This is a genomic window from Mesorhizobium sp. M0106 (genome assembly GCF_040322715.1).
In the GTDB taxonomy this organism is placed as follows: domain Bacteria; phylum Pseudomonadota; class Alphaproteobacteria; order Rhizobiales; family Rhizobiaceae; genus Mesorhizobium.
This window is the reverse complement of sequence record NZ_JAMYUA010000004.1, coordinates 112458-124573: the sequence shown is the minus strand read 5'-3', so window position 1 is coordinate 124573 and position 12116 is coordinate 112458. Positions and strand designations below refer to the sequence as shown.

Genomic DNA, 12116 nt, shown 5'->3' with positions numbered 1-12116 from the left:
ATGGATATTACCGAAACACCTTCCAGAAACAGTGACGCGCTGATCGAGCTCACCGCCGACGTGGTGGCTGCCTATGTCAGCAACAATCCCGTACCGGTCGGCGAACTGCCGAACCTTATCGCCGATGTCCATGCCGCTCTCGGGCGTGTCGGCGGGGCCGCCGAGCAGCCGCCTGCCGACAAGCAGAAGCCGGCGGTAAATCCGAAGCGGTCGGTGCATGACGACTACATCATCTGTCTCGAGGACGGCAAGAAGTTCAAGTCGCTCAAGCGTCACTTGATGACCCACTATGATCTGACGCCCGACCAGTATCGTGAAAAGTGGAACCTGGACCCGAGCTATCCGATGGTTGCGCCCAATTACGCGGCCGCCCGTTCGCAGCTCGCCAAGAAGATGGGTCTCGGCCGCAAGCGCAAGGGACGCTGACAAGCGGCTCTTCCGGTTTGATACTCAAACGGCGCCTGCAGGCGCCGTTTTCGCATTGTGGGGAGACCAAGCTCAGGCCGCTAGTTCTTCATGCCGCCAGCAACTGCCGTGCGGTCAGGCGGTCTGCTTCAGCGCTGCCTCGGCGTCACGCTTGATGCGCTTGACCATCGAGCGAAGACCATTGGCGCGCTGCGGCGACAGGTGCTCGTCAAGTCCGAGCGCCTTCAATGTGGCCTCTGCGTCGGTCCTCTGGATTTCGCTGGCCGGCCGTCCCGAAAACAGCGCCAGCATGATGGCGACCAGGCCGCGCACGATATGCGCGTCGGAATCGCCCTTGAAGGTGATAACGGGGTCGACACCCCCGCCTTGCTCAGTGGTCAGCCAGACCTGGCTGACGCAGCCGGGCACCTTGTTGGCTTGTATGCGTTGCTCGTCGGGAAACGGCGGCAGCGCTTCACCCAGTTCAATCACATAGCGATAGCGGTCTTCCCACTCGTCGAGCAGGGAAAAGTCGTCGCGGATGGTCTGGATCGTCGTCGTCATTCCCCCGGATATAGTCATCCGGCGCTGCCACGTCACGGAAAAAGAGGAGAAACGCCGCAGGTGCCGAGAGCGAGAGCCTTGCGGTTTAGCGATGAATTCGGCCGAAACAGTCTCAGTTCTTCGCCGGCAAGTGCACTTTCGCCGGCAGATCGACTTTCGCCGGCAAGACGATTTCCCCGGGCACGCCGCCGGTGGTCGTCACCGTATCGGGTTCAGCGGCCTTGTCGTCCAGCATGGCGGCCGCGATCTTGGCGGTCTCCCTGGCCCGGGCGGTGATGGTGTGCATTGCCGATTTGCCGGTCTCGCACACGTCCGGCTTGCGCTCGCAGATGCCGGCGATATCGCCGACGGCTTCGCGCGCCGCAAACAGCGCCTGGAGCGGCCCGACGCTTTCGCGGCCCGCATCATCGGCGCCGACACCCAGCGGCAGCGCCAGAAGCACCAGCGAAAACCAGAAAGCAGCTCTTATCAGAAAGCCCATCTGTCTGTCCTTCATGACGTCATGCATCCGAACCGCACGCCCTTGTACCGCGATACTGACACAGACGGGCAAAGGACGGCTTGTCCCGAAAGCAACAGTTTTCCTCAAATTTTAGGCAGATTCGAAACGAAGCGTTTGAAGTTCATTTGCCTCGAATGGTTCAGATTTTATTCAGCAAATAATAACCATCCAACCTATTGTTTTTCATGATCATTTTCTTAATCGGCGACAGGTTGATGCCATCGGTCGTAGGTGCAGGCGCGGGCGGTGTGGATAACGCTCCGTTTACTATGGCGGCAATTGCCCCGGTTTTTCCCCGCCGGTATCCCGATATTTGCAGCCTGCCGGGGGGACGATCGGCCCAGCCTTATCCATTCCTTAAACGCTGGATGCGAGTTTCGGATCGACAAAAGCCGCCTGCAAAGCAGGGCCGTTCACGACCGGGTGCGTTGAGTTGAGTGCGATCAAGGCCAGATACGCCGAGTTGCCGGGCGCGATAGCCGCCGGTTGCGAACGGATGGTTCATCCGTCCGTGCTCGGCCAGAGCGATCGTCGCCGCCACAGCCGGTTCATTGGCGTCATGCTGGCGGCGCCTTTCTTCAGCGCGGGTGCAGCGGTGACGCTGGTCACGTCGGGCATGGGCGCCGCCTTGACTGTGGCTGCGATTTTTGCGGCGTTTGGCCTTTGCTGGTTCGCCGCCCTGCTGGTGGCGGCATCGGGCAAGATGACCCTGGCCGGCCAACTCGCCTTGGTCGTCGGCAGCGTTGCCCTCGGTGCCCTTATCGCTGCCGCCGGCGGTGTGGCCTCGCCGGTTGCCTTGCTTGCGGTGGCGCTGCCGTTTGAAGCCTGGTGGATCGGCCAGTCGCGCCGTGCCGTGATCTGGGGCGCCATATCGGCCCTGGTCGCAGTCTTGCTGCAGCCTTTCGCCGGTTCGGTCTTGCCGCTCGGCCAGACCGAAATCGCCGCATGGCACTGGCTGGTACCGCTGGCCTGGGCACTCACGCTCATTCCGCGTGTCGCTCCACTTCGCGGCGCCGCCAACGCACAGCTCGATCCGGCCGGCAGCCACCGGCTCGAAGACCTGATCGACGCCGTCGTGCTGCGAATCGCTGCGCATGGCGAGGTTCTGGACGTCTCGGCTAAGGCACGCACTATGCTGAGGCTGCCGCCGGAGCTGCTTTTCGGCACCGGACTTTTCGATCGCATCCATCTGTCCGACCGCGTCCCGTATCTCAGTGCGCTGGCCGATATGCGCGATGGCACCCTGTCGCGCCGGCTCGACCTTCGCGTCCGGCTGCCGCAGAGCAGCGGCGTGACGGCCGACAATTACCGGCCGTTCTCGCTCGAGATGATGCGCGCGCCGGGGCAGGAGACTGTCTTCACGCTTCTTCTGCGCGAGAACGACGAACTGGCCGGACTGCGCCAGGAGCTTGCCGCTGCCAATGAGGCGGCTGCCTCCGCCGAGGTGGCGAAAGGACGCTTCCTTGCCGTCGTCAGCCATGAGTTGCGCACCCCGCTCAATGCCATCATCGGCTTTTCCGACATGTTGCTGCACGAGATGTTCGGCAGCTTCAAGGATCCGCGCCAGAAGGAATATGTCGGGCTGGTCAGGGATTCTGGCCAGCACCTGCTTGCCGTCGTCACTTCGATACTCGACGTATCGCGGATCGAATCGGGCGCTTACGCGACCGAACCGGAACCGTTCCGCTTCCGCGAAGCGGTCGAGATGTGCCAATCGATGATGCGCCTGCAAGCCGAGGCAAAGGCCATCGATCTGCAGGCCCAGATCGCGCCGGACGCAGGCGAAATAAATGCCGACCGTCGCGCCGTGCAGCAGATCCTGATCAATCTCGTCTCCAACGCGATCAAGTTCACGCCCGAAGGCGGCAATGTTGTCATCGGCGCCAAGCGGATCGGCTCGCGGCTGCATTTCTGGGTCCGGGACACCGGCATCGGCATCGCCGAGGAAGATTTCGCCAATCTCGGCAAGCCGTTCATGCAGATCCAGAACGACTATACCCGCCGTTTCGAAGGCACCGGGCTCGGGCTTTCGCTGGTGAAGGGGCTGGTGGCGCTGCACGAGGGCACCATGTCGATCGAAAGCATGCCGGGCGAGGGCACCACGGTGACGATCAGCCTTCCCGTGAACGGCCCGACGGGCCGCTCGGCGGAGAAGGCCGGCGTGGTGCCGATGTCCGCAGTCAAAGCCAAGGCGGACGGTGGCAAAGGGGAGAGCAATGGGTCGCTCCGCAAAACAGCCTAGGGCGGTCAAACGCCGCGGCAATGCCTTCGAGCACGGAGCGATGGCGCTGGGCAGCCTGATCTCGCGCAATCCTGTTGTGGTCGGCGGCTCCACCGCGTTCCTGGTGACGCTGTTCTACGTCTCGGCGAACGCGCTTTGGTACCAGCCCTTTCCGCATGCCGGCGCGTTTTTCGCCACCAGGAGCATCGAGCGCTTTCCGCGGGCGGACAGCGACGAGCCCGAAACCACCATCAATATCGTGCGTCCGGCCGCTGCGCCGATCAAGAGCGACCCGGTCGTCGAGCAGGTCCAGGGCATATTGAAGGATCTCGATTTCTATTCCGGCACCGTCGACGGGATTCCCGGACCGAATACGCGCAAGGCCATCCAGGCCTATCAGCAGAAGGTCGGATTGAATGCCTCCGGCGAGATCGACAGCGTCCTGCTGGATCAACTGGGCGCCACGCCAAAGACCGCGGCCGTAGTGCCGCATCCGGTGCCGCGGCCGGTCGAAACGGCCGTTGTTCCGGCCGCCATTCCAGCGTCCGCACCGGCAAATGCGGTGGCGCAAACGCCTGATCCCCGCATCGTCAAGATCCAGGCCGGACTGAAGGCGTTCGGCAATGACGACATGCAATTGGACGGCGTCGTCGGCACGCGCACCAAGGCCGCGATCAAAGAATTCCAGGCGCTGTTCGGCTTGCCGGAGACCGGCGAGCCCGACGAGATCGTCTACGTCAAGATGCGCGAGATCGGCCTGACCAACTGAGGGTCGAACCCCAGTCTCCCGGTCTATTTAAGCCATTGCTCCGGGTCACGCATTCCGTGGACTATCGCCACGGCTAACACGCCGTAGGGCACAGGCTCATAAATCACGATGTAGCGTCCCTCGACTAGAATGCGGGCGGTGGCGCTCAATTCCGGTCGAGCTGCGCCCATTTTGGCGTGCTCGCAAACCAATTCCAGCCTGTCGAAAATGCGTCCGATCAGCTTGTCAGCCGCCTTCTCGTTATCGACGGCAATGTGGTGCCAAATATCTCGCAAATCCTGAGAAGCTCGGGGGGTGAGCCGGTATTCAGCCACGGGCTGTGCGTTCGGCTTTCAGAGCGCGTAAGAAAGCCGTGCGATCCACGTGCTGGCCCTCGCCGCTTGCCATCCCTTCGTCATACGCCCTTTTGAGACGTTCCAGTTCAAGAGTGCGGAATTCCTCGCGCTGCTCCCATAGACGTAGTGCTTCCCTGACAATTTCACTGTTGGAAGCATAGTCTCCGCTGTTCACGGCGTCTTGTAGACGGGCGGCCTGCTTGGGCGTAAGCGACACAGTAAGAGTGCGCATGGGCTGGGCTTTCATACCGGACGCTATAGCATTTTTCATAGGGGCTAACAAGATTTGTTAGGTCTTGGCGTAGATCGTCGCATTCCGGGACTCGCTATGATAGCCAACCGTTGCTCGCGAATAAGTGACAATCTCGACGCCACAAAACCGAAATCGTGCAGGGTCGCGCCATGCGGGTAACCACCGATCTGTGGGTGTCGGCGCTGTTGCGCCGGGTTTTCAGCGCCGGCGGCTTTGCCGCCGTGGTCAAGCGCGGCGCGACGGAAGCCGGCGCGGTTTTCGTGCTGGCGCGGGGCAGGCAAGGGGAGATGGCGCTGTTCGGGCCGGCGCCGCAGACGAGTTACGATTCAGCCAGGCCGGACGACCGTTTTTTCAGCCTGCTTGGCGAAGGCGACGATGCCGCCATCTTCGACGCGCGGCTGGAGCGCGAGAAGAGATTCGATCCGGATATCTGGGTGGTCGAGATCGAGGCGGGCGCCATTCCCGTCGAGGAGCTTATCTCGGTCAAGGCGTCGTAACGGCAAGCCTCAGATGCGACGCGCCTTTGGGCTGGCGGTCATATCGGCGCTGTTCGGCTTGCGCAGGTCGGCGTTTGCGGCGACGCGCCCAGGCTTGCGAACGATTTTCGACACGGTGTCGGCCTTCCAGCCGCGGAGCCTGTCCAACGCCGCGTCGCGGTGCAGCAGGCGGTAGCGGTCGAGGAAGATGCGGATCGCCTGCGGGTGCGGAAACTCGGTCGGATAGATGGCGGCCGTGATCAGGAACGCCTTGTCTTCGCTGAGGTCGAGCGCGCGCAAGGCGGCCAGCAGCGGTGTGTAATTGTGGCTCGCGGTGAGCGTCCGCGCCGTTGAAAAATCGACTTCGAGCGCATCGGCGAGCGCTGTCTGGAAGAATGCCGCATTGCCGGTCAGCGCGGTCTCGCGCAGCTTGACATAGGTTTGTGGCTCGACGAACGGACCGATAGCGCCGCCGCTCTCGGCGCGCATCATGAATCGCAACCGGCGGCGTACAGTTTCAGCGGCATCGAAAGCCTCTTGCCTGTTGACCTCGCCCGCAACCACTTCGGCGTTTTCGGACGCGGCTTTGGCGGTTGTTTCCGGCTGCTGCTGCGACCGCACCAGCGTCGGCCTTTCGAGCACTTTGATGAGATCCGCGATCGTTTGATTGAGATCCTTGCGGCGGGCAATGGCACGGGCATGCGGCAGGCCGTGACGTCCGATCAGCGCGATCAGGTCGACGTCGCTGAGGGCGCGCGAGCGGATGAGCAGCGGAGCGGCGATGTCGACCCGCTCCTGGCAAAGCCGCCGCACCAGCGCGGCGGGTGCATATTCGCATTCGGAAAGGGCTGCCGCGACGTAGCGGCGCGATTCGACCGAGACATTCTCGAAAAGCGGCAGCGTCAGGTCTTCGAGCTGCGCGATTTCCCGGCGCGAAGGCCGGGTGAGCGAGCAGAACGCCGATACCGCGGCGCGAAACAGCCTTTCGGCCTTTCCCGATTCAGCTCCTGCTGCGATTTGCCTGAAATCCGAAGCTGACACGAAGGATACGCCCGACACTCGACACGATCTGGACAGCGCTCTGCCGGGCTGTACCGGTTTCGCGTTTCCCAAGAACAAAGATCAATTTAGCGGCGATCCGTTAGCGCTCCGTTAACCTACTGCCTTCTTAATCGACTATGGAGGCGTTGCGTTGTGCTCCGGGGCAACCGAGAGGAATACGCGAACCATGGGCATGGTACTGTCTTTCGTGCCGCGAACGGCGGCAACCAATCGAGCACAACAAGCCGCGCCGGCGGCAGTGATCATCTTTCCCGGGGTGCGCTACGAGCAGCGGCCGCTGACGGGCGAAACGCGGCCGGCCGGCCCCGACAAGCCGGGACCTTCGGGAACATTGCCGGTACCGCATCACTGAGCATCGGAACCGGCTTAAAAATCCTGCAGTTCGCAGGAACTCTGTTCGAGAAACCGCGAGACGATCGGCTTCCAGCTGTCGTCGGGCACGAACGAACGGATGACGAATACGCCTTCCTCTATCGGCGCCTCGACGAAGATGGCCCCTTGCAGTTCCTCGGGAATATCCTTGCGGACCTCGATCATCTGGGCCGGCGTCAGTACAACGGTGTCGAGCACGCCTGCGGTCGCGCTGTGGTCGTTGAACGAGTAGATGTTGTGGCCGCCGCGGTCGTAGACCGATATCGACCAGAACGGCACCTTTCCCGGTGCCTTGACCCGCACCATCCCCTCGGCAAGATCGAAGCGGCATGCCGCCGCATAAAACAGCGGATCGACCGATTTCACCACCGGCGCGCCGCCGGCTTCCGCGTCGAGCCGGGTCATCTTGTAGAGATCCGAAGCCATGGCCAATCGCGACCAGGCGTCGCGTTCGGAAAACTCGGGGACGAGCAGCAGCACGATGATGTGCACGATGCCGGCGCCGAGCAGGCCGAGCAGCACGGCATGCAGCAGGCTACGCATTGCAGCCGACCTTCTGGATCTGCGGCAGCGTGACGTCCGAGAGACCGGTGCTGCTGGCGATCGGCGTGTCGTAGAACGTAAGCACCAAGTACATCTTGCCGGCGCCGCTGGTCAGCAGCCAGTTGCCGGGCGCAGGGCGGCTGCCGACGGAAATGACCACCGAATTGTCGGCCTGGCGCAGCACTTGATAGGACTGCAGCGCAGCCGGCCTCGGCTTGCCGGTCTCGACCACGCCAAGCGACTGGTCGGCGGCATAAAGCGTCCAGAACCGGGCGGTGGGAAAGCCGCCCGCAATCTTGTAGGCACATTGCCGCTTGAGCTGTTCGCCGCCGGAATCGCGCTCGGCTATGAAGGACAGTCCTTCCGCCTGTCCGAGCGCCAGCACGCCTTCGCGAGCCACGCGGGCCTTCGAATAGGGATCTGCCGTCGGCGTGCCGATATCGGGGAAGGCGGTCCATTGGCCGATCCTGATGGCGCCGACGCCATCCTGCAGCTTCAGTGCATACCAGACGCTGCCGCCACCGCCGACGACGGCGATGGCAAGCGAAAGCAGTGTCAGGAAGGCGTTCTTGAGCATGAGGAGGCAGGGAACCGAAGGCCGGGACTGAAAGATTGCCGCTCGGGGATATCGCGGCGCAGGGCCTTGTGGCAAGCGGCCCCGCGCAATTGGCCGTCACAGCGCCGACAGGGTCTCCGGCGCAGCGGGCGCGTCGAGCACGGGTGCCGCCTGGAACAGCCTGGTCAGTTCCTTCAGGGTCTGGGTGGTCCGGCTGGACAGCACCGGCGGACGCTCGGCGGCGGCATCGGCTGCTGCCTGTTCGGCGTTCTTCTTTTCCGCTTCCTCGGCCTTGGCGGCAATTTCGGCATCGACGAAGGGGTGATCGAGGCCGGGGATCGGTCTGAGGTCGATATTCTGGTGCGCATAGACCATCAGCCGCTGCCACACCATGGCCGGCAGCGTGCCGCCGGTCATCTTGTTGGTCGCGGTGAAGTCGTCATTGCCGAGCCAGACGGCGGCCGTGTAGTTGCCGGTAAAGCCGACAAACCAGGCATCGCGGTAGGACTGGGTCGTGCCGGTCTTGCCGGCGACGACGATGTTTGGAAGGGCTGCGCGCCGGGCAGTGCCGATCACCGGCACCGCCGCCAGCATGGTGTTCATGTATTTGAGCGCCAGCTCCGACAGCACCCGATGCGGCGGCGGCGCATCCTTGGCGAAGTCGTAGACCACCTCGCCGGTACGGGTGAAGAGTTGGCTGACGCCGTGCCGGGTTCCGGCAAGGCCGTTCTGGGCAAATACGCTGTAACCCGTCGCCTGGTCCATCACGGTCATGCCCGACGTGCCGAGCACCATGGTCTTGTGCGATTCCAGCGGCGACTCGATGCCCATCGCCTCGGCCATCGCCTTGATCGGCTTGATGCCGAGATAATCCTTGGCCAGCCGCACCGGCACCGTATTGATCGATTTGGCCATCGCCGTGATCAGCGTGACGTTGCCGGCCGACCCGCCATTGTAATTGTGGGGCGACCAGCTGCCCCAGGAGATGGGTCCGCCGGAAACCACCGAATCCGGCGTGAAGCCATGCTCCATCGCCGTCGCATAGACATAGGGCTTGAACGAGGAGCCGGTCTGGCGAAGCGCTTTGGTGGCGCGATTGAACTGGCTGGCGCCGTAGTCGCGGCCGCCGACGATCGCCCTGACCGCGCCATTGGTCTCGATGACGACGATGGCGCCCTCGGTGACGTTGTATTCCTTGCCGAACTGGCGGAGGTGGAACTCCATCGATTCTTCGGCCGCCTTCTGGATGTTGGCATCGAAGGTGGTGTGGGCGACAAGCGAGTGCGGGCCGCCTTTGGCGGCGATCTTCTTGACCTCGTCGAAGGCCCAGTCGAGGTAATAGTCGGGGCTCTTCTGCTCGCCGCGGTCGACGATTTCGGCCGGGTGCAGCCTTGCCTGCAGCACCTGGCCTTCGGTCATGAAGCCGGAATCGACCAGATTGGACAGCACCACGTTGGCCCGCGCCCGGGCGGCGGGCAGGTTTATGTGCGGCGCATATTTGGTCGGCGCCTTGAACAGGCCGGCCAGCATCGCCGCCTCGGCTAAGTTAAGGTCCTTGACGCTCTTGCCGAAATAGAAATCGGCCGCTGCCTCGATGCCGAAGGTGCCGCCGCCCATATAGGCGCGGTCGAGGTAAAGCTGCAGGATTTCCTTCTTCGACAGATTGGCTTCGAGCCATAGCGACAGGAACGCTTCCTTGATCTTGCGCTCGAATGTCCGCTCATTGGTCAGGAACAGGTTCTTGGCCAGCTGTTGGGTGATGCTCGAGCCACCCTGGACGACGGAATTTGCCCGCACATTCTCGAATATGGCGCGCGACAGGCCGAGCACATCGATGCCGTAATGGTCGAAGAAACGGCGGTCTTCGGTCGCCAGCACCGCCTTGATGACATGGTCGGGCATCTCGTCGACCGGCACCGAATCGCGCTGGATGATGCCGCGCTGGCCGATCTCGTTGCCGTAGCGGTCGAGGAAGGTGACGGCGAAGTCGCCTTGCGTGCGCCAGTCGCCGGCGGTTATCTGGAAGGCCGGCAAGGCTAGCGCTAAAAGGACGACGATGCCGCCGGCACCGAGCGTAAACCCTTCGCTCAACAGTTCGATCATGCCGCGGCGCCAGCCGACGACGCGGAAACGCCGCGAGAAGATGGTCGCCGCCTCCCAGAACTGGCGCGCCCTGAAGCCGATTTCGTAGACCGAGGAATCGATCCACGCATCCACCGCCAGCAGCCTTGCGGCGACCGGACCTCTTCTCTTGCGTGGTTCCAAAGGACTGGCCATTCCAGGATCCGGCTGCGGCGATGCCGCCAACTGAGAAACCGCACACCGGCAATCTCACGGCGGCGCGCCACTATGACTATTCGTCCATTTTGGCGCTGCCTACAAGGGCGATGAAGATAGGGGCGATGAAGATAAGGGCGATGAAGATAAGCGGGAGGTTTGTCGCGGGGAAGACGGCTCCCGTGCGGCGTCAGCGCAGGATGCTGACTGCCCTGCGCGAGTAGGTGGTGTCGTCGAGCTGGGCGAGCATGAACGCCGCTACGTCGGCCCGCGCCAGTGTCGGCAGCAACGACGCCGACCGGATGCCATTGCCGTGGCGGAATTCACCCGTTGCCGCTCCATTGCTCAGCTTGGGCGGCCGCACGATGGTCCAGTCGAGATTGGATTGAACGATCAGGCTTTCCTTCACTTCGTGGTCCGCCACCTCATTGCGCAGCACCAATGGGGCGATGATGTTGCCCAACAGGGGGCCCAGTTGTCGCCGGCTGTCGCGAACTCCAAGGAATGAAAGATAGATGAGCCGTTCGGGGCCGGCCTGCTGCATCGCCGCGACGATGAAGCCGATGCCGGCAACGACGGCCGGATCGCGTTTCAGCGGCACGCCCACCCCAAGACAGCTGAAAACCGCATCATACCTAACAACGGCGCGTTCGACTGCCTGCCGATCGGCGACGTTTCCGACGATCACCTTCAGATTTTCGTGGCTGATGGCAAGCTTGCCCGGCGTGCGGACGAAGGCGGTCACCGCATGGCCCTTCGCCAACGCCGCCGAGACAAGCAGTCGACCCGTCGCACCGGAAGCGCCGAAGATCAGCAGTTTCATCGTCCGCTCCTGGAAACCGTTAGCCCCGCTTACGCCCGGCGACGAAGGCGACAGGCGCCCCGGTCGGGCCGGGCAGCAACCGGCTGTCGGCATAGCCGCTCTGATCGACCAGGTCCTGGGCTGCGCCCTTTTCAAAGACCGTGCCGCCCCACATTGTGGTGCGGAAGCGGGCGAGGGCGTCTCCCAGTGCATCCGGTCCAGGATTGACCATTGCCAGCAGCAGCCAGCCGCCGCGCCGCAACGCGGCGTGGCTGCGCTTGACGATGGCCCTGACATCCGGCTCGGGGATGAAGGCGCTTGGTACGAAAACAAGGTCGAACGCGTCCGTGTCCGCGATATCCTGGCCCAGCCCGGTGCGCAGTTCGATGCGATGTTCGAGCGCGGCTGCCTTGACGTTGGCAGCGGCCTGCGCGATGGCCTCAGGCAGGGGATCGACACCGACCGCCTTCAGGCCGGGCCATTGCCGCAGCATCGACACCGACAGGGCGCCGACGCCGACGCCGATATCCAGGAAGGCTGCGCCCGGTGCGGCGAGCCTCTCCGGCAAACCGGCCAGTTGTGGCGCGATCAGCCGCTTCAGCAACGCCGGGAAGCCAGATGAAACGTCGCCGAAGGCCTGGCGTAAACGGGCTTCCAGGGCCTCGACGCTTTCGGAGGAGCGCGACAGCAGCTTGCCACCTGAAAGCAGGTCGACCCGGATGCTGGCCAGCACCGGCGTAAGTTCGATGACGCCAGCACTTGCCACGATGTCGGAGGCGCCGAGTTCGGCAAGCACGGCCCCTGTGCGCCGGGCCACACTGCCCTCGAGTGGCGTGCCGGAAATACGCGCCTCCATCGCCAAACCGAGCGCCACCAACGCATTGGCCGACGTCGCGTGCCGCGCCACCACCGTTCGCAAACCTTCGATATCCATCGATCGCTTCCCTGAATTGGATCAGGCCTATTCTCGCGCGGACGT

General features: G+C 63.3%; 15 protein-coding genes. 5 read left to right on the top strand and 10 right to left on the bottom strand.

Annotated features, from left to right (window positions below):
- Positions 1-426: a Ros/MucR family transcriptional regulator gene (locus NKJ55_RS05865; RefSeq protein ID WP_023677844.1), complete on the top strand. Its 426-nt coding sequence runs from the start codon at positions 1-3 to the stop codon at positions 424-426.
- 114 nt (positions 427-540) lie between these two features.
- Here the strand turns inward: NKJ55_RS05865 and NKJ55_RS05860 are convergent, their stop codons facing one another.
- Together NKJ55_RS05860 and NKJ55_RS05855 are read right to left on the bottom strand one after the other, a co-directional pair.
- Complete coding sequence (locus NKJ55_RS05860; protein WP_023677843.1) at positions 541-969, bottom strand: SufE family protein; 429 nt, start codon at positions 967-969, stop codon at positions 541-543.
- Between the two features lie 112 nt (positions 970-1081).
- Positions 1082-1450 carry a DUF5330 domain-containing protein gene (locus NKJ55_RS05855; RefSeq protein WP_352449221.1) on the bottom strand — a complete coding sequence of 123 codons (369 nt, stop codon included), beginning with the start codon at positions 1448-1450 and terminating at the stop codon, positions 1082-1084.
- Positions 1451-1967: 517 nt separating this feature from the next.
- On the opposite strand from NKJ55_RS05855, the gene NKJ55_RS05850 reads away from it, so the two are divergent.
- The gene (locus tag NKJ55_RS05850) at positions 1968-3713 is read left to right on the top strand and encodes an ATP-binding protein (protein ID WP_352449220.1); all 1746 of its coding nucleotides are present in this window, start codon (positions 1968-1970) and stop codon (positions 3711-3713) included.
- Positions 3688-4461 (top strand): peptidoglycan-binding domain-containing protein, encoded by a 774-nt coding sequence (locus NKJ55_RS05845; RefSeq protein ID WP_352449054.1) that lies wholly within the window; start codon positions 3688-3690, stop codon positions 4459-4461. The genes NKJ55_RS05850 and NKJ55_RS05845 overlap by 26 nt, the downstream gene beginning before the upstream one ends.
- Before the next feature lie 23 nt (positions 4462-4484).
- Here NKJ55_RS05845 and NKJ55_RS05840 read toward each other — a convergent pair whose 3' ends face one another.
- Entirely contained in the window at positions 4485-4775 is a 291-nt protein-coding gene (locus NKJ55_RS05840; protein ID WP_352449053.1) for a type II toxin-antitoxin system RelE/ParE family toxin, read from the bottom strand.
- Complete coding sequence (locus NKJ55_RS05835) at positions 4768-5028, bottom strand: type II toxin-antitoxin system ParD family antitoxin (protein ID WP_352449219.1); 261 nt, start codon at positions 5026-5028, stop codon at positions 4768-4770. Before NKJ55_RS05835 ends, NKJ55_RS05840 begins: the two co-directional genes overlap by 8 nt.
- 170 nt (positions 5029-5198) lie before the next feature.
- On the opposite strand from NKJ55_RS05835, the gene NKJ55_RS05830 reads away from it, so the two are divergent.
- Positions 5199-5546, top strand: coding sequence for a DUF1491 family protein (locus NKJ55_RS05830; protein WP_352449052.1), 348 nt, complete (start codon positions 5199-5201; stop codon positions 5544-5546).
- A gap of 9 nt (positions 5547-5555) precedes the next feature.
- Here the strand turns inward: NKJ55_RS05830 and NKJ55_RS05825 are convergent, their stop codons facing one another.
- Complete coding sequence (locus NKJ55_RS05825; RefSeq protein WP_352449051.1) at positions 5556-6566, bottom strand: DUF2336 domain-containing protein; 1011 nt, start codon at positions 6564-6566, stop codon at positions 5556-5558.
- A gap of 187 nt (positions 6567-6753) precedes the next feature.
- Here NKJ55_RS05825 and NKJ55_RS05820 point away from each other — a divergent pair, with 187 nt between their 5' ends.
- On the top strand, positions 6754-6939 hold the full coding sequence (locus NKJ55_RS05820) for a hypothetical protein (protein ID WP_023677835.1): 186 nt from the start codon (positions 6754-6756) through the stop codon (positions 6937-6939).
- Positions 6940-6953: 14 nt separating this feature from the next.
- On the opposite strand, the gene NKJ55_RS05815 is transcribed toward NKJ55_RS05820, so the two are convergent.
- The 5 genes from NKJ55_RS05815 to NKJ55_RS05795 all read right to left on the bottom strand — a co-directional run bounded on the left by NKJ55_RS05815 (position 6954) and on the right by NKJ55_RS05795 (position 12071).
- Positions 6954-7502 (bottom strand): DUF1254 domain-containing protein, encoded by a 549-nt coding sequence (locus tag NKJ55_RS05815; protein WP_352449050.1) that lies wholly within the window; start codon positions 7500-7502, stop codon positions 6954-6956.
- A complete protein-coding gene (locus tag NKJ55_RS05810) occupies positions 7495-8079 on the bottom strand; it encodes a DUF1214 domain-containing protein (RefSeq protein ID WP_352449049.1) in 585 nt (194 codons plus the stop codon). Before NKJ55_RS05810 ends, NKJ55_RS05815 begins: the two co-directional genes overlap by 8 nt.
- Before the next feature lie 96 nt (positions 8080-8175).
- Positions 8176-10335, bottom strand: a complete 2160-nt coding sequence (locus NKJ55_RS05805; RefSeq protein WP_352449048.1) for a transglycosylase domain-containing protein — start codon at positions 10333-10335, stop codon at positions 8176-8178.
- A gap of 190 nt (positions 10336-10525) precedes the next feature.
- Positions 10526-11158, bottom strand: a complete 633-nt coding sequence (locus tag NKJ55_RS05800; protein WP_352449047.1) for an NAD(P)-dependent oxidoreductase — start codon at positions 11156-11158, stop codon at positions 10526-10528.
- Between the two features lie 19 nt (positions 11159-11177).
- Positions 11178-12071, bottom strand: coding sequence for a class I SAM-dependent methyltransferase (locus NKJ55_RS05795; RefSeq protein ID WP_352449046.1), 894 nt, complete (start codon positions 12069-12071; stop codon positions 11178-11180).
- Positions 12072-12116: the final 45 nt, after the last annotated feature.